Origin of the sequence: Streptomyces sp. B21-083, from assembly GCF_036898825.1 — a bacterium.
In the GTDB taxonomy this organism is placed as follows: Bacteria; Actinomycetota; Actinomycetes; order Streptomycetales; family Streptomycetaceae; genus Streptomyces.
Map to the genome: position 1 here is coordinate 5,016,369 of NZ_JARUND010000001.1, position 19,755 is coordinate 5,036,123.

Here is a 19,755-nt window from a genome sequence, read left to right on the forward strand (position 1 = left end):
GCCGGGGCCCACTCATGTGGCATATGTGACAAGCGGGGTCAGCCGAAGATGCCGCCGTTGTTGTTTCCGCCGTTGTTTCCGCCGTTGTTTCCGTTTCCGAAGTTGACGGTCTGCAGCGTGATCTGGGTGTTGCCCGGATCGTCGACCTTGCCGCCCTGCGGATTCTGGGCGATGACCAGTGCGGTGTCGCTCTGGTCGCTGCCGTTGGTGAACTGGATTTGGTTGAAGCCGGCCGCCTGCAGGATCTGCTTGGCCTCGCCGACGGTCTTCTGGGTGACGTTCGGGACGTCGGTCTGCTGGACCTCGGCCTTCTTGCCGATCTGGATGGTCACCGTGGAGCCCGGGTCGGCCTCCTGGTTGGCCGTCGGTGAGGTCGAGATGACCTTGCCGTCCTGGTTGTCGTCCTGGGTCTCGACCTCTGTGCACTCGCCGACGAGGCCGTTGGCCTGCATCTGCTGCTTGGCGGTGTCACAGTCCTGGCCGGTGACGTCCGGGACCGTCGACTTCTTCACTTCCTTGGCGATGGTGAGGGTGATTTTCGAGCCCTTCTCCACCTCGGCGCCGAATTTCAGGGACTGTTCCAGGACAGACCCCGGGTTCTCGGGAGACTCCTTCTCGACCGTTTTCACGTCGAACTGGTACTCGTCGCCCTCAAGCTGCTTCGTGGCCTCGTCGACGGTGGAACCGACCACGCTCGGCACGATCACCTTGGGCGCCCCGGTGGACACCACCAGTGCGATCGTGTCGTTCTTCTTCACGTCGGCGCCGGCCGTCGGATTCTGGGAGCAGATGTTGCCCTTGGGCTCGTTCTCGCAGGGTTTGTCCGTGAACGTCAGTTTCAGGTCGACGTTCACCGCCGCCTTCTCCGCGTCGGCCTTGGTCTGGCTGACGAAGTTCGGGTTCTTGAAGGCGCTGTCGTTCACCGCCTGCCCGTCGAACACGTACTTGCCGATCAGGATCGCGCCCACCAGCACCAGCACGCCTGCCACGGCCAGGAGGATCGTCGAGGTGTTCGACTTCTTCTGCTGGCGCCGTCGGGGGCCGCGGTCGTCGTAGCCGAAGCCGCCGTCGTCCGGGTTCATCGGGGGGAGCATGGTGGTCGCGCCGGCGTCGGCGCGCAGGGCGGTGGTGGCCTGGTCGTCGGGGTAGCCGTAGGCGCCGTAGCCGACCGAGCCCATGGCCGCAGCGGCCGCGACGGGCTGGCCGTCGAGGCAGGCCTCGATGTCGGCGCGCATCTCGTCGGCGGACTGGTAGCGGTAGTCGGGGTCCTTGACCAGGGCCTTGAGGACGATGGCGTCCATCTCGGGCGTGATCTCGGGGTCGAACACCGACGGGGGCTGCGGTTCTTCCCGTACGTGCTGGTACGCGACCGCGACCGGGGAGTCCCCGATGAACGGCGGGCGGACCGTGAGGAGTTCGTAGAGCAGGCAGCCGGACGAGTACAGGTCGGACCGCGCGTCCACCTGTTCGCCCTTGGCCTGTTCCGGCGACAGGTACTGGGCCGTTCCTATGACCGCGGACGTCTGCGTCATCGTCATGCCGGAGTCGCCCATCGCGCGGGCGATGCCGAAGTCCATGACCTTGACCTGGCCGTTGCGCGTGAGCATCACGTTGGCCGGCTTGATGTCGCGGTGGACGATGCCGCTTCTGTGGGAGTACTCCAATGCCTGGAGGATCCCGATGGTCATCTCCAGCGTCCGCTCGGGCAGCAGCTTGCGGCCCGAGTGGAGGAGCTCGCGGAGGGTGGAGCCGTCCACGTACTCCATGACGATGTACGGGATGGACGTCCCGTCGATGTAGTCCTCGCCGGTGTCGTACACGGCGACGATCGCGGGATGGTTGAGCGAGGCGGCCGACTGGGCCTCCCGGCGGAACCGGGCCTGGAAGGAAGGGTCGCGCGCGAGGTCGGCGCGCAACGTCTTCACTGCCACGGTGCGGCCCAGGCGGGTGTCATGGGCGAGGTATACCTCCGCCATGCCACCACGGCCGAGCACGTGACCCAGCTCGTACCGGCCGCCGAGGCGACGCGGCTCTTCCATAGCTTCCTACCAGCCCTCTCCGTCGGTCCCGACCGCACCTGCTGTGTGGTCCGGCGGTGTGCCGTCCGGGCATACGGTACCCGGGTTCATTTGTGTGACCTGGCCAAGCCCGTCAGCCGATACCGGACCGGTATCGCAACGTGCACCGATGTGAAGGGGACGTGACGGGGCTCACTGCTTGCTGTTGATGACCGCCTCCATCACGCTCTTGGCGATGGGCGCGGCCAGACCGCCGCCCGAGATGTTGTCGCGGATGGCGTCCTCGTCCTGGACCACGACCGCGACGGCGACCGGTGAGCTGCCGTCGGCGAGCCTGGCGTAGGAGATGAACCAGGCGTACGGCTTCTCGCTGTTGTCGACGCCGTGCTGGGCGGTACCGGTCTTGCCGCCGACGGTGACACCGCTGATCTGGGCGTTCTTGCCGGTGCCGTCCTTGACGACCGTCTCCATCATCGACTGGAGGGTCTGGGCGTTCTTGGAGGTGAGCGGCTGGCTCATCTCCGTGGGCTCGGTCTGTTCGAGCACGTCGATGTTGGGGGCCTGGAGCTTGTCGACCATGTACGGCTTCATCAGCTTGCCGTCGTTGGCGATCGCGGAGGCGACCATGGCCATCTGCAGCGGGGTCGTCGCGGTCTCGAACTGGCCGATCGAGCTGAGCGCGGTCTGCGGCCGGTCCATCTTCTCGGGGAAGTTGGAGGCGGCGGAGCGGACCGGGATGAACTGCTCGGAGTTGAAGCCGAACTTCTTGGCCTCCTCCAGCATCTTGTCCTTGCCGACGTCGACGCCGATCTTGCCGAAGACGGTGTTGCAGGAGTACTGGAGGGCGACGCGCATGGTCGCGTTCTTGCAGGGGATGGACCCCTCGTTCTTCAGCTCGGTCGTGGTGTCCGGCAGGGTGTACGGGAGCGGCGAGTCCGTCTTCTGGTCGGCGTCCGTGTACAGGCCGTTCTCCAGGGCGGCGGCGGCCGTCACGACCTTGAAGGTGGAGCCGGGCGGGTAGATGTCGCGCAGGGCCCGGTTGAGCATGGGCTCGTTGGGGTCCTGGGCCTTCTGCAGCTTCTGCCAGGCCTCCGAGTCCTTGTTCGAGTTCCCGGCGAACGTCGAGGGGTCGTACGAGGGGAAGGAGGCCAGGGCCAGGATCGCGCCGGTGGACGGGTCGATCGCGACCACCGCGCCCTTGCCGCGGCCCTTGAGGCCGTCGTACGCGGCCTTCTGGGCGGCGGCGTTGAGGGTGGTGATGACGTTGCCGCCCTGCTTCTTCTTGCCCGTGATCATGTCGAGGGTGTTGCGGAAGAAGAGCCGGTCGTCGTTGCCGGTGAGGATGCCGTCGTCGATGGACTCCAGCTGTGTCGCGCCGAACGCCTGCGAGGCGTAGCCCGTGACGGGGGCCCACATGGGCCCGTCCTTGTAGCTGCGTTTGTACTCGAAGTCGGTGCTGTCGGACTTGGTGGAGCCGGTGATCGCCTTGCCGTCGACGATGATGTTGCCGCGTGGTGTGGCGTAGCGCTCGATGGCGACGCGGCGGTTGTACTTGTCGTCCTTGAGGGCGTCCGCCCGGACGTACTGGATCCAGTTGTCGCGGATGAGCAGGGCGAGCACGAGCAGCCCGCAGAAGAGCGCGATCCGGCGCAGGGGCTTGTTCACGGTCGGACCACCTGGGTCATCTCGGCGTCGGGGCTGGGGGCCGGTGCGGGTGCGGGACGGCGTGCGGTGTCGCTGATTCTGAGCAGGATGGCGATGAGGGCCCAGTTGGCGATGACGGAGGAGCCACCGGCGGCGAGGAACGGCATCGTCATACCGGTCAGCGGGATCAGGCCCATGACGCCGCCGGCGACGACGAAGACCTGGAGTGCGAAGGCGCCGGACAGGCCGATGGCCAGCAGCTTCCCGAAGGGGTCGCGGGCGGCGAGGGCGGTGCGGACGCCGCGTTCCACGACCAGACCGTAGATGAGCAGGATCGCCATGACGCCGGCCAGGCCGAGTTCCTCGCCGAAGGTGGCGAGGATGAAGTCGGAGTTGGCGGCGAAGCCGATGAGGTCGGAGTTGCCCTGGCCGAGCCCGGTACCGAGGGTGCCGCCGGAGCCGAAGGCCCACAGGGCCTGCATGGACTGCATGGTGTGGCCCTGGACCCCCTTCAGGCTGAGGAGGTACTCGTTCATCGGGTCGAGCCAGGCCTGGACGCGCTGCTGGACGTGCGACTCGAAGCTGGCGACGCCGACCGCGCCGGCCGCCGACATCAGCAGACCGAAGACGATCCAGCTGGTCCGCTCGGTGGCGACGTACAGCATGATGATGAACATTCCGAAGAACAGCAGCGACGTACCGAGGTCGGTCTCGAAGACCAGGATCAGGATCGAGATGATCCAGACGACGATGATCGGTCCGAGGTCGCGGCCGCGGGGCAGGTACAGGCCCATGAAGCGGCGACTGGCGAGGGCGAGTGCGTCGCGTTTCACCATCAGGTAGCCGGCGAAGAAGATCGCAAGGGCGATCTTCGCGAACTCACCGGGCTGGACGCTGCCCAGGCCCGGGATCCTGATCCAGATCTTGGCGCCGAAGTTGTCGAAGCCGAGGCCCGGGACCAGCGGCAGGACCAGCAGGACCACGGCTCCGGCCATGGAGATGTAGGTGTAGCGCTGGAGGATGCGGTGGTCCTTGAGGAAGACCAGCACCGCCACGAACAGGGCGACGCCCAGTGCGGAGTTCAGCAGCTGGCGAGGAGCTGATTCGACGTAGTTGGGGAGTTGCTGAAGCCGCTTCGACTGGTCGAGTCGCCAGATGACGACCAGGCCGATGCCGTTGAGCAGTGTGGCCAGGGGCAGCAGCAGGGGGTCGGCGTACGGGGCGAACTTGCGTACGACGAGGTGGCCGACGCCGGCGATCAGGCCGAGGCCGAGGCCGTAGCTGAGGAGGCCCGCGGGGATCTTGTCGTCGATGGCCAGGCCCACGTTGACGTAGGCGAAGACGGGGATGACGACGGCGAACACCAGGAGTGCCAGTTCGGTGTTGCGGCGGCTTGGAGTGCCGATCGCGCCGATCGTGGACGTGTGGTGCTGTGAGTTGTTGGTTGTACTGCTCATCGTATGAAGTGGCCCCTCACGGCTTGCCTACTGCTTACCGCACAGCGAGACCAGCTTCTGCTCTTCCTCGGAGAGGCTGGGGCCGGGTGTGGGAGTGGGTGCGGTTGTGGACGGAGACGCCGATCCGGACGGCGTCGGGCTGGGCGTTGCCTTGGACGCGGCGGCGGTACGGGTGGTTCCCGTGGTGCCTCCTGCCTCGCCCTCGCCGGTCTTGGCGTTGTTCGCGTTGTCGGCCGCGCGCCGTGCTTCCTGCTTCTTGCATGCGGAGGCCTGGGTGGCCAGCTCGGAGATCTTCGACTGGGCGTCCTTGAGGCCGCCCTCCGTGATGGTCCCCTTGACCTGCTTCTGCTGGTAGGTGGGCAGGTACTTGAGTTCGATCTCGGGGTGGTCCTTCTCGACCTTCGAGAGCGAGACCCAGGCCAGGTCCTGGTTGATGCCCCGGTACAGCGCCACGTGCTCGTCGCTGGCACCGACGTAGTACTGCGTCTGCGTCCAGCGGTAGCCGCCGTAGAGGCCGCCGCCGATGACGGCGAGGGCGAGGGTGATGTAGAGGGTTCTCTTGAACCACCTGCGGCCGGCGCCGGGTTTGACGAAGTCGTCGTCGGTGTAGCCGCCGAAGCCGCCGGTCTGGATGTAGCCGGTGGTGTCGCCGGAGCCGGGCGGGCCGAACTCGCCGTTCCCGCCGCCGTGCGCGGGCCGCTGCCGGCCGAGCCCGGAGGCGCGTCCGGCCGGGGTCTGCATGGCGCCGCCGTCGTGCATGTGGTGCTGGTTGTGCTGGTTCTCGGCGACCGCGCCGACCACGACGGGTACGTCGGACAGCTGCCCGGCGAGGGTGTCACCGGTGTCGAGGTCCAGGACGTCGGCGATGATCACGGTGATGTTGTCGGGACCGCCGCCGCGCAACGCCAGCTCGATGAGCTGCTGCACGGTCTCCTGGGGGCCCTGGTAGCTGGCGAGCGTGTCCTCCATGGTCTGGTGGGACACGACCCCGCTCAGGCCGTCGGAGCAGATCAGGTACCGGTCGCCGGCCCGGACCTCCCGGATGGAGAGGTCTGGCTCGACATGGTCGCCGCTGCCCAGTGCGCGCATGAGGAGCGAACGCTGCGGGTGGGTGGTGGCCTCTTCCTCGGTGATGCGTCCCTCGTCGACGAGGCGCTGCACCCAGGTGTGGTCCTGCGTGATCTGGGTGAGGACGCCGTCGCGGAGGAGGTACGCACGCGAGTCGCCCACGTGTACGAGGCCGAGGCGCTGGCCCGTCCACAGGAGGGCGGTGAGCGTGGTGCCCATGCCCTCCAGCTGGGGGTCCTCCTCGACCATCATCCGGAGCTGGTCGTTGGCCCGCTGCACGGCGGTGCCGAGCGAGGTGAGGATGTCGGAGCCGGGGACGTCGTCGTCGAGGGCGACGATGGTGGAGATCACCTCTGAGGAGGCGACCTCACCGGCGGCCTGGCCACCCATGCCGTCGGCGATCGCGAGGAGGCGGGGACCGGCGTAGCCGGAGTCCTCGTTGCCCTCGCGGATCATGCCTTTGTGCGATCCGGCGGCGAAGCGCAGTGACAGACTCATGCGCACCTCGCCCGTCGGCTCCGGGTACATCCGCACGGTGCCCACCCTCCGGTCGGGAGCGCGCCGGGGCCCTTCGCGTGGACCGCCGCCGCGTGCTCGCTCCGCTCGCGCCTATTCATGATGTAGCACTACTTCCGCAGCTCGATGACGGTCTTGCCGATGCGGATCGGCGCGCCCAGCGGAATCGGCGTGGGAGTCGTCAGCCGGGTCCGGTCGAGATAGGTGCCGTTGGTGGACCCGAGGTCCTCGACGATCCACTGGCCGTCGCGGTCCGGGTAGATCCTGGCATGCCTGCTGGAGGCGTAGTCGTCGTCCAGCACGATGGTCGAGTCATGGGCCCGGCCGAGCGTGACCGTCTGTCCCTGGAGGGCGACGGTGGTGCCCGTCAGTGTGCCCTCGGAGACGACCAGTTTGCTGGGGGCGCCCCTGCGCTGCCTGCCGCCGCCGGACGGCTGCTGCTGGCGCTGCTGCGGGGGCGCGGCGGTCTGTCTGGCGGCCTGCTGCTGGCGGCCGCTGTCACGCCTCGACCCGCGCTGGGTGACACGCGTACCGAACAGATCGCTGCGGATGACCTGCACGGCCACGATCACGAACAGCCACAGTACGGCCAGGAAACCCAGCCGCATGACCGTGAGGGTCAGCTCTGACATTGCCCCCGCTTCACCCTTCGGCTTGCCGGTAAATGATGGTGGTGCTGCCCACGACGATCCGGGAGCCGTCGCGGAGCGTAGCGCGGGTGGTGTGTGTCCCGTCCACCACGATGCCGTTGGTGGACCCGAGATCCTGGATCGTCGGGGGTGTTCCGGGGCGGATCTCACAGTGCCGGCGCGAGACGCCGGGGTCGTCGATCCGCACGTCGGCCTCGGTGCTGCGGCCCAGTACGAGTGTCGGGCCGGAGATCTGGTGGCGGGCGCCGTTGATCTCGACCCAGCACCGCATCCGGTTCGCGCCCGCGGTCGGGCGCTGTCCCATGGGCGGGCCCGCCGGGGCGGCGCCGGGGCGTCCGCCGGGCGGCGGTGCGGCCGGCATCGGGGGCGCTGCGGCGGCAGGCGGATAGCCGTAACCGCCCGCTCCGGGCCGGCCCCTCGGCGGGGCCGCGGGTGCGGCGGCGCCGGGGCCTGGGCCGCCGGGGGACTGCTGGTTGGTGGAGGAGGCGAGCGTACGGCTGCGTACCCGGTACAGGCCGGTGTCCAGGTCGTCGGCCTTCTCCAGGTGCACCTTGACGGTGCCCATGAAGGTGTACCGCTGCTGCTTGGCGTAGTCCTGTACCATGCCGGCGAGCTCGTCGCCGAGCTGTCCGGAGTAGGGGCTGAGTCGCTCGTGGTCCGGCGCGCTCAGTTCCACGATGAAGTCGTTGGGTACGACGGTCCGGTCGCGGTTCCAGATGGTCGCGTTGTTGTCGCACTCGCGTTGCAGTGCGCCCGCGATCTCCACGGGCTGGACCTCGGACTTGAACACTTTGGCGAAGGTGCCGTTGACCAGACCTTCGAGACGCTGCTCGAACTTCTTCAGGACTCCCATGGGGCACCTCCTCCTGGTTGCTGCTCTGTCTGAAGCCTTGCGTGCCGTGCCTGTCGTGCGTGCCGTGCCTGGTACTGCTTACTGATCGTATCCACGCGCCGGGAAATCGGCTGGTTCCCCCTGTCAGGACGGTCGACGGGTGTCGACGCCTGACGAAGTTCCCTGTGAAGCGACCCTTCGAACTCCTTGAGCCGTACCCAGATCGTAGAGGCGGCGCCAAACCAGTGTCCCGCACCTGACTGTGCACCTTGCCCGCCTCCTGGGGAGATGGGCTGGACCGGTACGAGGTTGATACGTGAACCGGCACGTGTTGATACGAAGTCGCAGCCGGTCCGGCTCGGTCGGGGTGGGGCCGGAGTGCGCCTTGGGGTGGGGAAAGGGATGTGAACCCACCACTTCCAGCGTGCTAATCTTCTCGATGTCGGAAGGCCCCCGCACCGCAGGGAGCAGGGCCCGAGGACACGGCGAATGCGCGAGTGGCGGAATGGCAGACGCGCTGGATTCAGGTTCCAGTGCCCGCAAGGGCGTGGGGGTTCAACTCCCCCCTCGCGCACAGGGGGACACCGACGAAAGTGTCCTAGTAGCACCGACGAAACGGGCTCATCGTGATCACGATGAGCCCGTTTTGGTCTGCCTGGGCAGGTCAGGTGCTGTGTGACGGTACTTACACGCATGACTGCCCGGCGGCTGGCGAGCCGCCGGGCAGTCGACCTTTGTGGTTGTTGATCTTTAGCGGGCTATTGAAGTGTGGGCAGTCTCACTCATCGGGCTCGGTCTTTTCTGGCCCAGTGACGTAGCCCTTGGGGGTCCAGGTGCCCAGTGCCTTGGTCTTGCGGCGGCGGGTGGCCGGCGGTGGGGTCGGTCGCCGTGGAGGGCGATGGAGTTCGCCCAGGCGGTGAGTTTGCGGCGGTTGGCGTGGGCGAGCTGGAAGGCCAGCAGGAGGGTCTGGGCGGCGATGCCGCGGATGCGACGGGTGCCGGCGTCTTCGAGGCGTTCGTAGAGGGGGTCCTTGGCGTAGCCGTTGATGCCCTCGACGCTGTTGCGGAGCCGGAAGTAGACGCGCTGCCAGGCTTCGGAGCCGTATTGGAGGGGCTGCCAGAGGTTGGCGCCGGATTCCGGCGGGACTGTGACGGTCTTTTGGCTGCAGCACGGGGGTGAGCCCGCGGGGCTGGGGGCGGGGTCGATGAGGGGCAGGTGGATGCCGCGGCGGAGGGTGTGCTTCTTGAGTGAGCACTGGGTGCGGTTGGCCTCGGCGGGGCACATGACGCGACGGTGGCCTTCGGCGTCAGGGCGCTGCTTGGGCATGAAGAGGTAGGCGGCGCGGGCGCGGATACGGTCGATCCAGGTCTGCTTGTCGATCTTCTCGGCGATCAGGTCCTTGGTGGCGTCCTTGAGCGTTTGGGGCATGGAGGGGCAGTACCAGTTGCCCTCGACGAGTTGGGCGCCGGCGAAGCCGGCCTGGACGCCGAGCTGGTCCTTCGCGTAGTCGTAGACCGGCTCGTAGCCCATAGCGCGGATGGGGAGCTGGAAATTCTCAGGTTTCTGGCCGTTGTAGGCGCGGTCACCGGCCAGGTAGCCACGCGGGAGGCTGTCGTCGACCTGCTGGAGAGCTTCGACGGCGACCTGGCCGGGGCGGTGGCCGGGCTTGTCGACGGAGAAGGCGATGACCAGAGCTGGGACGACGTCGGGGTCGGCGGAGCCGTCGGGCAGCGGGACGCCGTTGTGGTCGGGGTCCCGGGCGATGACCAGGGAGGCGTCGTAGCCGTAAAGACGCTTCTTGATTCGGTCTGCCTTCTTCTGGAGTTCGGCGCCGTTCTTGTCCTGCTGGGCGGGGGCGAGGTCGTCGAGGGCGAGGGGGTCTTTGTGCTTGGTGGTGCGGACGTACCAGGCGGCGTCGGGGTCGGTGGACGTGACGGGGCTGTCGGCGCCGAGGCCCTTGGCGTAGGTGCCGATGACGGTGGCGTCGACGCAGGCCGAGCCGTCCCAGTGGCCTTCCAGGAGGGGCAGGGCCTCGCGCAGGGACATGGCAAGGATCAGGTTGGCCACGCGGAGCATGAGCGTGCGCTTGCGGGCAAGTTCGGCGGTGTCAGCCTGGGCCAGTAGCTTCTCGGCGTGGCGGCGGGCCAGTCGGTGGTTCTTGGGCAGTGGGGATGGGTCGATCGCGTCGAGGACGCTGTGGATGCGACGGCGGACGACGGCGTAGGCGGCCTCGAAGCCGCGATCGTGATCGGGGTAGCGGCGCAGGCCGAGTTGCTGGCGCACCTCGTCGGAGAGCGCGAAGTACAGCAGGTCGGTGACAGCGGTGAAGAGGATGACGCCGCCGTTGCGTGCGGCGGTCAAGCACATGCCGACCAAGAGGGCCTCGACCGGAAGGGTGCAGGGGCTGCCTGTTCCGCGGGCGACGAGCGGTTCGATCTCCTCGACCAGGCCGGAGTCGGCCACTTCGTCGAGGACTTCCATGAACTCGTGGTTGGGGACAAGTGCGCGCTGGGAGCGCAGGCGTGCGATACGGGGGTGGCGTGCGAGACGGCTGTTCATGGTCAGAACTCCTTTAGCGCGGCGGCGGCCTGGTCGGGTGAGAGGTTGCGGACGTGGGGCAGGACCCGGTCGATGGAGCGCAGGGTGGTCAGGCCAGCGGCGGCCATCAGGGTGGGCAGGTGCATGCGGGCCTCGATGGCGTCGACGAGCCAGGTGGCGCGGGCCCGACCCATAACCAGGGGCGGACATCCGGGTGGGATCTTCGTGCGGGCGAGGAAGTTGGTGACGGTGTTGGTGCCGCGGGCGTGGCTGGCGGGGCGGAAGAGATAGCGGGCATCGCCGGGCTGGCTGGCCCAGGCTGTGGCCTCGGTGAGGACCGGTGCCCAGGAAGCGCGGCACAGCACCACGCGGGCGCGCTGTCCGCGGACAGCGACGGCGACCGCGCCGTTGGGTGCTTCGCGGATGTCGTGAGTGCGCAGCGGGATGATCTCGGGTGAGTCCAGGGCGCAGCCGAGGCCCAGGGCGAGCAGGGTCAGCAGGCCGTAGCGCAGTTCGTCGGTGGGCTGGGCGCGGGCGGTGGCGTACAGCTGGGCCTGCTCGGCCCTGGCGTAGGGGCGGGAGGCGTCCGAGCCGGAGTACGCGGCCGGGTTCCCGGTGATCAGGTCGGGGCCGAGCACGGCGCGGCGGAGCCTGTTGAGGCGGCAGCGGCGGTTGGCACGAGCTGCCTCGCCCACGTGTGCGTACCCGGTGGCCAGGTACCACTCAACCGCCTCCGGCGTGAGCAGGTGCTCTGCCTTGGTGGGACGACCGCAGGCGTCGGCGTGCGCGGCGGCGTACGCGAGGGAGCCGAGCCAGTCGCGGGCATCTTTGGGTGTGGCGGGCTTCGCCTTGGTCACAGCGCGGCGGCAGTCGGGGCCGATGCGTTCCCAGACAGGGGTGGGCAGCTTGGGCCGGTACTGCTCGATCGCGTCCATCGTGACTCTCCACCAGGAAAGGACCCCAGGAGGGGTGTTTTTCCAATAGCATGAGGCCGATGCGACGGACGCTGTCATGCCGGGAGGTCCGTATGGGCGACACTCTTCGACGTGCCCCAGGGAGACAAGCGAAGCCTCAAGCCCTTCACGTACGTGGTCGAGGGCGTCTGGCCGCACGCTGTGGTCGATGACCACCATGGGGCCCGGGTGGCGCAGGAGGTGGCGGCCCGGCTGCGCCGGGTGATCGACGTCCGTGGCTGGTCGATCGCCGAGGTGTCCCGGCGCAGCGGCGTGTCGCGGATGACGATTGTGCAGGTGCTGGACGGCATGGTGTGGTGCGACCTGCTGACGATCGCGAACCTGGAGAAGGCGCTGGAGGTGGACCTGTGGCCCGGCCGTGAGCCGGGCAATCCTCCGCAGTGAATTCGCATAGACATTCGGTCTCCTCGAAAGCCTGCTGGAAAGCAGGCAGGGGAATGTGGCCGAATGCCGGACGCACCCGGGCGGTGCCGGGTAGGGTCGGAAACGGCCTTAGCGGGCCCGACCGCCACCGCACCCTGGGGCCAACCAGGGGAAACTGCGGTGGCGGTCTTTTATGTGCGGCGGTGCTTTGTGGGTGTCGTGTTGCGGGCGGTCTGGGTCAGGCGAATTTCCAGTTCAGTCGGGGCCGGTAGTAGACGTGCGGGTCGTCTTCCCGTGTGACGCGTTCCAGGGCGCCGGAAATCGTCAGGGCCCGCAGGCAGTTGCGCAGGCTCTTGCGTTCCCGGGGGTCCCGGGGAATGCCGAGCGTTCTGGCCAGAGCCTCGCTGCCCCACGGCTCTTCAGGGCGTTGGGCGATGACGTTCAGGATCTCCTGCTGCTTCTGGCTGCGGATGACGATCTGGGCGGGGAGCTGTTCCGTGTCCGTCGACGGCGGGGCGGTGGGTTCCCCGGAAGGGGCGGGCTCCGCGTCTGCCGGGGAGGTTGTCCCGCCGTCATGCGGGCTCGGGACGATGCGTAGCTCCACCGCAGGAGCGGGGGGCGCGGGAATGAAGATGCCGTGCTCGCGGGCGCTTTCGTGCATGGCCCGTAGACGTGCCTGCAGCCCGACCAGACTTACCGCCTCCTCGCGGTGCGCGATCAGCAGCTCGCACTTCTCGGTCTCCTCGCGCGCAGCCGCTTTGTGTCTTTCGGCAGCCACTGTGTGGCTTTGGATAGCGGTCTTGGATTCCTCGATCAGGGCGTCGTACTGACGGACCGCATGCTCTGCTTCGTCCCCGAAGTCGGCCGGGGGACTCGGGAAAGTCTCCTGGTACGTCATGCGCACCACGGTAGAACGGGGCCGGGCTGGCTGTCTGGCTTTTGGGTGACCAGATGGCTGCCTTATTGGCTGCGAACCTCTTAGCGCGGCTATTTCTCGGCTATGTGTTCGCTATACGATGTTCTGTATGACCAGATGGGGGATTTCGGAGGCTGCAACGGGACTCGTATCTGGTCTCTTCTCCTCAGACGGTCCAGATCGGCTGTCTGTGTTCGGCTTCGTTTGGATGGCCCGGGAGGGGCAGTTCGGACAGCAGCGAGGCCGTCACCTGTTCTGTACCGTCTCGAACGGCCCGCACAGCGGCGGTACGCAGCAGGTAGGCCAGCCGTCCCACGTTGCCGCCAGTGCGCTGGTGAAGGAACTCGGCCTGCGCGGTGAGCGTGCCCGGTTCGTGTGCGCGCAGGCGCAGCGCCGCCTCGGCCTCGCTGACGACCTGGTCCCAGTCCTTGCCCGGCGGCAGGATGGACAGGTGGACGGGCACCAGTCGGCGGTGGGCGGTGTGTGTCACCACGGCGGCGAGCACCGTGGGGTCGCCGATGCCGGCGAAGGCGAAGGTCGCCGGGATGCGGTCGCACAAGTAGTCCAGGACCTCGGCCACGGCACTGCCGGCCTTGCCCGGACTGCGAAGGTGCTGGACCTCGTCGACCAGTACCAGCCTGGTCGAGGCGGTCTCCATCGCCTCGCTCACCCGGACCACCAAGTCGGCGGTCGTGGGAGATCCCCGCAACGCAACACCGAGGCGGCGGCCCAGTTCAGCCAGGAACAGACGCGGTGAGGTGGCGGGCGCCAGCCGGACGTAGACCACCGGCACGCTCTCGCCGTCCGGTTCCTGAGCGTTGCAGTAGTGGCCTGCTTCCCATAGGGCGGTGGTCTTCCCGGTGCCGGGCTGTCCTTCCAGCAGCACCCCATAACGGGCGCCTGGCGCGTACCTGTTGACGGCCAGCGACTCCTCGATCCGCCGCACGGCGGCCACGACACCTGGCGCGCGCAGGGGAAGCCGGGCGTGATAGGTCACACGGAGTTCCTCCGGCAGCGTGCGCGTGCCCTCGGCCAGGGCCGGGAGCTGGGACACGGTAGTCATCCAGTTCGTGAATTGCATCCAGTCCCTGAACGACTGCCCACCCGTGGTGGCAGGGCCGCGCGCGGTCCAGCCGCTGACGGCTGGATCCGGTCCGCCCCGACTCGCGCCGACATAGCGGTAGGTATGTTCAAGTGGTGCGTGGTGCAAGGCGAGTTGAGTAGATGACCGGTTGGCGGCAGGTACCGCATAGGCGGTGATCCACTCAGTGCTCCCGGTCCGCAGCCACACGCGCCGCAGATCGAAGGGGTCCCACCGCACTTCGAACGGGCTGCGGCCCGTGCCGGACGGCGAGGTCTGGCGCAACGGCTCCAGGGCCGGGGCGTTGTAGAGACGCCCGCCGAGCCGGAGCCCCGAGGGCCCGACCACGCGCCGGGTGACGTTCAGCAGCTCCGTGAGCTGCTGCGGGGGAAGGGGGGCCGGTGTCCAGCCTGTCGAGGCGGTCAGCGTCTCATGGCGGGTCCGCGGAGTGTGTGCTCCGCCCGTAGGGGCGGTGGACACGGGGGTGTCCGGCCAGACGCGGGCCACCCATGCATCGAGCAGGTCCTGCACCATCTCTGGCGGCCACCCGGCCTCGTGTGCGCCCCGCCCGGCTGCGGACAGCAGATGGTCGGTGAACAGCGACACGAAGTGCTTCAGCGTGCGTTCCAAGCTCCCGCGCTCCACCGGCCGCGTGCGCTGCGAGTACCGCACGTTGATCCCCATATGGGCACAGGCTTCACGAAGTGCGCGCAGGCCGGGCGCGTGTGCGCCGTCGACGACGAGGGTGGCCGGGCGGACGACCAGCGAGGGCGCATGCCGCTGGTCCGCGCCCTGGAGTCTCCCGGACAGTAGGTGTCGGGTAGCGGGGACGCATTGCTGCGTCCCCGCCCCCTCAGAACCGGGCGAGCGGGTTTCCCCGCACCTCGGCTCAAGCAAGCCCCATGGGCTTCACGAAAGTGCAGCAACTGCTGGCCTCCTGCGGCTGCGAGGCCGAAGCCTGCGGTGACAGGAGGCGTGCACGAGGCGTGTTCGGTCCGTGCTCGGCGCGTCAGGCCGTCCGTGGTGAGTGAGATAGTCGGCGGCTATCGCTCTCTTGACGACGTTCAGCCACCATCGTTCCCATTCCTGGGGCGATTGCGGGGGCTGATCGGCGGTGAGCAGGTGGTCCCCGCAGAGCGGACAGCGGCCGTCCTGCTTGGCGAGCAGGCGCAAGTTGTAGCTGTCCAGCGGGGGTTTGACCTTTCGTCGCCGCTTGACCCAGTAGTTCGTCAGGCCGGGGTCGTCGGGTGACGCCCCGCCTGCGATCAGCTGGTGCCGAACGATGTTCGTCCAGGAGAACTTGAGCAGAATGGGGATCTCGCCGCGGTCGTTGAGCACGTTGGCGCGATCTCCGAACACCCACCGGTCGTTCCTGAACTTGTTGAACCTGCCGAAGTAGCGGCGAGCGATCCACTTCTTCGACTTGTTGGGGTGCATGCGTCTGGCCCACCGGTAGGTGAGCCACCACACGTAGTGATCCAGCGCCGTGAAGATTCTGCTGGACACCACCCCCCGGTAGTAGGCAGCCCAGCCCCGCACGATCGGGTTGAGCTTGGCGATGACCGCCGTCGCGTTCAAGCCGCGCAGAGCGCGCACCTCGTCCGCGAGCCTGTTCCGGATGCGCCTGACCGCCTCCGCACTTGGTTTGATCAGCAGCTTGCCGCGTCGATAGCGGCGGACGTTGAACCCGAGGAAGTTGAAGCCTTCTTCGAGGTGGACGATGCGCGTCTTGTCCTCGTTGAAGACCAGCCCCCGAGGCGCCAGCCACTGCGCAAGCTGTGCCTTGACCTGCTCGGACTGCTGTCTGGAGTGGCAGCAGGCGACCATGTCGTCGGCGTATCTCACCAAGATCGGAGAGCCCGCCACCACATCCCCGGCGTGTGTGCCGGTGGTGAGATAGCGGACCCCTGCGGCCTCCTCCAGCCCGTGGAGGGCCACGTTCATCAACAGCGGGCTGATCACACCGCCTTGAGGAGAGCCCTCCTCGGTCGGCGTGAACTGCCCTTTGTCGACCACTCCGGCCTTCAGCCACCGTTCGATCAGATCCCTGGCCGGGAACGAACCGAGCGAGTCGAGTAGCCGTGAGTGGCCGATCTTGTCGAACGCGGCGGACAGATCAGCGTCCAGGATCCACAACCGGCGGGCGCGTGGCCCGCTGAGCGTGGAGAACAGGGAGCCGATCGCATCCGCGCAGCTTCGCCCGGGGCGGAACCCGTAGGAACGGGGCTCGAACCGGGCTTCCCACTCGGGTTCCAGTGCGCTGCGGACCCGCGCCTGATGGCACCGGTCCAAGATCACGGGAATGCCGAGCGGTCGCTGCTTTCCATTGGCCTTCGGAATGTACACACGGCGCACGGGCATGGGGTCCCAGGACGAACGCGTGCGGTGCACCCGCATCGCGACCGCCGCCCTGGCTTCGGGGGACAAAGCTGTCTCCCCGTCGATCCCGGCCGTCCGACGTCCAGCGTTGCGCTGAGTGACTTGCCGCACGCTGACCAGCGTGTTCGACCAGGACCTCAGCATCAGTTTCTGCAAGGACCGGACCTGAGCCCAGTCCTCTTCTCGTGTCGCCTTGAAGATCCTCCGCCGCAGCCTCACTACGTTCTCCTCGTGAGTGCGCCAGACGATGGCGTCCCAGTCGAGAACGTCCTCGGGTCCGTTCACCGCAATGGTGTCCAACATGTCCCTCGGTTCGAGAGGCGCTCGGCCTCGGCGTTCAAAGGCTCACCAGCCCACGTCAGCGCCCTTTCGGGCCCGGTCGCCTGGACCGGCATCCGGCCGGTTCCCCGTGACAGCCGCCTGGAGAGGCAGCCGTGGTGTCACGAGTCCCGTTGCCTTTCGGCAGCCGGCATCCGCTTCTTGGGCATCCTGTCCCGCCGAGGGCTTCCGCCCCTCTTGCGATCGGCCTACCGAGCCAGATGGCCCGGACCCCGACGGGGTTTCCACGTTCCGCGCATACGAGACGCGACCGGGGAGGGCGCCCCCTAAACCCCGGGACCAGCGGTGTTCTTGCGACCGACGGGGCAGGCTCCGGTCGCCGCTCGCCGCCTCTTCCAGCGGCCAGGTCCTATCACCCGGTGTTCTTTCCGTCTCCCCGGGCTTGTCGATGACGAGGCATCACAGGGGGTTCACTCGCGTTCGCCCGTCCGGCCTTCTCCTTGCCCGGTTGCTCCCCCTGACGGATCGGGGGCCCTTGGGCGTCTTCCCTGAGCTTCGCACCCTCTGCGGGCAGGACCCGCGAGCGCACGTCAGGGCGGAGATCGGTCTCGAACACTGACCGAGAACTACGCAACCGGCATGACCGGCCTCCAATCTGCGAGTTCACTCATATGCGCGACTTCGTGTCGCACCACCCCAGTCGGCCTGTACCTCCAGCGGCGTGCACATCCGGGCCAGCAGCGCCGCGTGCAGTGGCGCCTTGGGCTCGGTGTGGACCACGGCGGTCAGGGCGAGCCGGGTCGCCTCGTCGAGAGCGACCACGAGCCGCAGGTGCTCGGCCCCACCCTCCCCACCGGAGGGCAGGGGCAACTCGACTGCGTCCAGGTGAACGCGCTCGCCCACCGCCACCACGGTCACTGGGCTGGCCCTCTCCTCCACGGCGCGGACCAGGAGGCGGGCGGCGAAGCGCCGGACGGCGGTGCGGGATGGCCGGGACAGCTCGCCCGCCGCAAGGGGCGCAGCCAGACGTATCAGCACCCGCTCGTACAACGGCCCGGCCGCTAGTTGACGGCCCGGGCGCTGTGCGGCGAGCACCTCCCGCACCGCAGCCTGTACCCGGGGATGCAGCTCGGCCTCCTCCGTTGCCGAGTACCGCTCGGCCCTGCCGTCGGTGAGACCAGTCAGTCCCCGCTGCTGGTATCGCTGCCGCTTGCGCCGCACTGTCCGCGCGGAAGCCCCGCCTATCCCCAGCTCGGCCAGCTCCCAGGCCTTGGCCTCCTCCCGCTCGGCCAGGGTGTGGCGGGCAGGGTCATAGGCCGTACGTGGCTTCGCGCCGGGCGGCGCACCGTACGGCACACCGGTCAGCACCTCGGTGACATGCCGCCGCCACCAACGCGCCCGCTCCAGCGCCGCCTCCGGCAGGACCGGCACCGAGGGCTCCAGCGAGGGCGGGCTATCGCGCCCCAGGAACGCGAAGTCCTCCGCCGTCAGCAGCGAGATCACGTCGATATGCTCGGTGGCACCCAGGCCGTCCCGCAGTGCCACGCGCCCGCCGCACACCCCGGTCACCGTGCACACCTGCCCGTCGAACCGCACCCGGTCACCTGTGCCGAGCCGGTCGGGCCACGCCGCGTCCATCCACTCCCTCGGTCCGAGTTTCGGGGCCGGATCGAGCCGCACCGAGGTGCGCTCGCGCGCGTTCACACCGTGCGCCAGAACACCTCGGCCCCGCTCGCACCGGCCAAGGTTTGCCGTCGGGCGGGTTGGATGCCACGGGCCCTGCACCGGCCTGGTGGCATCCAACCCGCCCGACGCGACAACGCTCCCATCCTGCCCCGTACCACCCGGATGGAACACCCCGATTGCTATTCCAATAACAGGCCGGGAAGGTGATCCACGTGACTCCTTCCCGCTCCGCCGCGGCCGCCGTCGTCCGCCCCGTCCTCATCGACCCGGCCCGCCGCTTCCTGCTGCTGCCCGTCAGGCACCGGGACGCCAAGTGCTGGTCGGTGCCCGTCGTGCCGGTGCGCGCAGGCGAGCCCTACCGCCGGACCGCGGTGCGCTACCTGCGGTCGCTGACCGGCCTGCCCGGTCTGCTGATCACACCGGTCGTCGGCGTGCTTCCGGCCACCGGCGTGCGGCGCCGCATCGCATACGTCGTCCTGGCCCGACCGGCCACCGGAGCTTGGCCGCAGAACGCACCTGCCCTGTTAGGGGCGGGCGCGCGCTGGTGGAGCACGGCCCAGCTGCGTGACGTAGGCGTACGTGTGGAACCCGACACGCTGCCGCTGCTCATGGACGGCTACTGGGAGGGATGGCTGCCCGACGGAGAGGTCTCACTCGAGTGAGTTCCACTGTGCCTATCGCGATGAGGGAGAGCGGAAAGTGACGCTGCACGCTATTGAGATCACCCTGACCCGAGCCGTTGGGGCCGTCGAGTTGAAGGCAGCGCAACAGGGAAGCCGTCTACCCCTAGCGGCTTGCGAAGACCACACACGCTTGGTGGTTCTCGTGTCGGCGAAGAACGAACACAAGGCGATGAGGAAGATCTGGCAACGGCTGGACGACGCACTGCCCATCGACGTGCTCTGCAGCCTGTTCCCCAGCCCCGACGGGCAGTACCTCATGAGCATCCCGATGACCGAACAGGCATGGCAACAGATCCGCGCTCAGGCCGCTACCGCGGGACAGAGTCCGGAGGATCACCTGCGGGCGGCCGTCGCCCAGGCCCTCGCTCGAGACCGGTCTAGACGCCGGGCGAGGCTGGACTGCCAACTCAGCACCCTGCTCAGCACGTTCACTCCCGAGGAGATCACAGCGGCGGCAGCGCGGCGGATCCGGCCGCCTGGCTGCCCGTCGGACGGACCGAACGGGAGCCGCGAGGAATAGCGGTCACGTGGCCCCTCCAGCGGGACGCATCGGCTGCCGAACTGGATGAGGCGTGTACAAATCGGTGCACCTCGCGCGGGCTCGGACGTCCACGTCGCCCGCACCCGGGGGGCATTCCCAGCGCTGGGCCAACCCGACCAGGAGGGCAGAG

16 protein-coding genes and 1 tRNA gene are annotated in these 19,755 nt (G+C 68.3%); 5 read left to right on the top strand and 12 right to left on the bottom strand.

Translation table 11 applies throughout. The features are described 5' to 3' along the window. Nucleotides 1-38 precede the first annotated feature (38 nt). The 6 genes from pknB to QA861_RS22630 form a co-directional block, all read right to left on the bottom strand. Entirely contained in the window at nt 39-2,039 is a 2,001-nt protein-coding gene (gene pknB, locus QA861_RS22605) for a Stk1 family PASTA domain-containing Ser/Thr kinase (protein WP_334590109.1), read from the bottom strand. 171 nt (nt 2,040-2,210) lie between these two features. After that, nucleotides 2,211-3,683 (bottom strand): peptidoglycan D,D-transpeptidase FtsI family protein, encoded by a 1,473-nt coding sequence (locus QA861_RS22610; RefSeq protein WP_334590110.1) that lies wholly within the window; start codon nt 3,681-3,683, stop codon nt 2,211-2,213. Further along, the gene (locus QA861_RS22615) at nt 3,680-5,119 is read right to left on the bottom strand and encodes an FtsW/RodA/SpoVE family cell cycle protein (RefSeq protein WP_334590111.1); all 1,440 of its coding nucleotides are present in this window, start codon (nt 5,117-5,119) and stop codon (nt 3,680-3,682) included. Before QA861_RS22615 ends, QA861_RS22610 begins: the two co-directional genes overlap by 4 nt. Before the next feature lie 27 nt (nt 5,120-5,146). Next, nucleotides 5,147-6,685: a Stp1/IreP family PP2C-type Ser/Thr phosphatase gene (locus tag QA861_RS22620; RefSeq protein ID WP_334590112.1), complete on the bottom strand. Its 1,539-nt coding sequence runs from the start codon at nt 6,683-6,685 to the stop codon at nt 5,147-5,149. A gap of 128 nt (nt 6,686-6,813) precedes the next feature. After that, complete coding sequence (locus QA861_RS22625; protein ID WP_006381385.1) at nt 6,814-7,335, bottom strand: FHA domain-containing protein FhaB/FipA; 522 nt, start codon at nt 7,333-7,335, stop codon at nt 6,814-6,816. Between the two features lie 10 nt (nt 7,336-7,345). Next, nucleotides 7,346-8,206 carry an FHA domain-containing protein gene (locus QA861_RS22630; RefSeq protein ID WP_334590113.1) on the bottom strand — a complete coding sequence of 287 codons (861 nt, stop codon included), beginning with the start codon at nt 8,204-8,206 and terminating at the stop codon, nt 7,346-7,348. Between the two features lie 470 nt (nt 8,207-8,676). On the opposite strand from QA861_RS22630, the gene QA861_RS22635 reads away from it, so the two are divergent. Beyond that, a tRNA-Leu gene (locus QA861_RS22635) sits at nt 8,677-8,759 on the top strand. Between the two features lie 176 nt (nt 8,760-8,935). On the opposite strand, the gene QA861_RS22640 is transcribed toward QA861_RS22635, so the two are convergent. Continuing rightward, nucleotides 8,936-10,744, bottom strand: coding sequence for a hypothetical protein (locus QA861_RS22640; RefSeq protein WP_334590114.1), 1,809 nt, complete (start codon nt 10,742-10,744; stop codon nt 8,936-8,938). Between the two features lie 2 nt (nt 10,745-10,746). Continuing rightward, nucleotides 10,747-11,658, bottom strand: coding sequence for a hypothetical protein (locus QA861_RS22645; protein ID WP_334590115.1), 912 nt, complete (start codon nt 11,656-11,658; stop codon nt 10,747-10,749). Between the two features lie 111 nt (nt 11,659-11,769). Between QA861_RS22645 and QA861_RS22650 the strand changes: the two genes are divergently transcribed. Beyond that, on the top strand, nt 11,770-12,081 hold the full coding sequence (locus QA861_RS22650) for a helix-turn-helix domain-containing protein (protein WP_334590116.1): 312 nt from the start codon (nt 11,770-11,772) through the stop codon (nt 12,079-12,081). 217 nt (nt 12,082-12,298) lie between these two features. On the opposite strand, the gene QA861_RS22655 is transcribed toward QA861_RS22650, so the two are convergent. Together QA861_RS22655 and QA861_RS22660 are read right to left on the bottom strand one after the other, a co-directional pair. Beyond that, a complete protein-coding gene (locus QA861_RS22655; protein ID WP_334590117.1) occupies nt 12,299-12,958 on the bottom strand; it encodes a hypothetical protein in 660 nt (219 codons plus the stop codon). A 184-nt stretch (nt 12,959-13,142) separates the two neighbouring features. Further along, complete coding sequence (locus QA861_RS22660; RefSeq protein WP_334590118.1) at nt 13,143-14,687, bottom strand: AAA family ATPase; 1,545 nt, start codon at nt 14,685-14,687, stop codon at nt 13,143-13,145. 54 nt (nt 14,688-14,741) lie between these two features. Between QA861_RS22660 and QA861_RS22665 the strand changes: the two genes are divergently transcribed. After that, complete coding sequence (locus QA861_RS22665) at nt 14,742-14,870, top strand: hypothetical protein (RefSeq protein ID WP_334590119.1); 129 nt, start codon at nt 14,742-14,744, stop codon at nt 14,868-14,870. Between the two features lie 96 nt (nt 14,871-14,966). On the opposite strand, the gene ltrA is transcribed toward QA861_RS22665, so the two are convergent. Together ltrA and QA861_RS22675 are read right to left on the bottom strand one after the other, a co-directional pair. Further along, nucleotides 14,967-16,739 carry a group II intron reverse transcriptase/maturase gene (ltrA, locus tag QA861_RS22670; protein ID WP_334586303.1) on the bottom strand — a complete coding sequence of 591 codons (1,773 nt, stop codon included), beginning with the start codon at nt 16,737-16,739 and terminating at the stop codon, nt 14,967-14,969. A 639-nt stretch (nt 16,740-17,378) separates the two neighbouring features. Then, nucleotides 17,379-18,419 carry a hypothetical protein gene (locus tag QA861_RS22675; RefSeq protein WP_334590120.1) on the bottom strand — a complete coding sequence of 347 codons (1,041 nt, stop codon included), beginning with the start codon at nt 18,417-18,419 and terminating at the stop codon, nt 17,379-17,381. Between the two features lie 194 nt (nt 18,420-18,613). Here QA861_RS22675 and QA861_RS22680 point away from each other — a divergent pair, with 194 nt between their 5' ends. Both QA861_RS22680 and QA861_RS22685 read left to right on the top strand, forming a co-directional pair. Beyond that, nucleotides 18,614-19,063: an NUDIX hydrolase gene (locus QA861_RS22680; protein WP_334590121.1), complete on the top strand. Its 450-nt coding sequence runs from the start codon at nt 18,614-18,616 to the stop codon at nt 19,061-19,063. A 154-nt stretch (nt 19,064-19,217) separates the two neighbouring features. Further along, entirely contained in the window at nt 19,218-19,604 is a 387-nt protein-coding gene (locus QA861_RS22685; RefSeq protein ID WP_443041570.1) for a hypothetical protein, read from the top strand. Nucleotides 19,605-19,755 lie beyond the last annotated feature (151 nt).

Excerpts from the sequence above, each read along its gene's own strand:
- QA861_RS22615 (WP_334590111.1), bottom strand. The coding sequence starts at position 5,119 with ATGAGCAGTACAACCAACAACTCACAGCACCACACGTCCACGATCGGC.
- pknB (WP_334590109.1), bottom strand. The coding sequence starts at position 2,039 with ATGGAAGAGCCGCGTCGCCTCGGCGGCCGGTACGAGCTGGGTCACGTG.
- ltrA (WP_334586303.1), bottom strand. The coding sequence starts at position 16,739 with ATGTTGGACACCATTGCGGTGAACGGACCCGAGGACGTTCTCGACTGG.
- QA861_RS22645 (WP_334590115.1), bottom strand. The coding sequence starts at position 11,658 with ATGGACGCGATCGAGCAGTACCGGCCCAAGCTGCCCACCCCTGTCTGG.
- QA861_RS22630 (WP_334590113.1), bottom strand. The coding sequence starts at position 8,206 with ATGGGAGTCCTGAAGAAGTTCGAGCAGCGTCTCGAAGGTCTGGTCAAC.
- QA861_RS22640 (WP_334590114.1), bottom strand. The coding sequence starts at position 10,744 with ATGAACAGCCGTCTCGCACGCCACCCCCGTATCGCACGCCTGCGCTCC.
- QA861_RS22625 (WP_006381385.1), bottom strand. The coding sequence starts at position 7,335 with ATGTCAGAGCTGACCCTCACGGTCATGCGGCTGGGTTTCCTGGCCGTA.
- QA861_RS22665 (WP_334590119.1), top strand. The coding sequence starts at position 14,742 with ATGGGCACAGGCTTCACGAAGTGCGCGCAGGCCGGGCGCGTGTGCGCC.
- QA861_RS22655 (WP_334590117.1), bottom strand. The coding sequence starts at position 12,958 with ATGACGTACCAGGAGACTTTCCCGAGTCCCCCGGCCGACTTCGGGGAC.
- QA861_RS22620 (WP_334590112.1), bottom strand. The coding sequence starts at position 6,685 with ATGAGTCTGTCACTGCGCTTCGCCGCCGGATCGCACAAAGGCATGATC.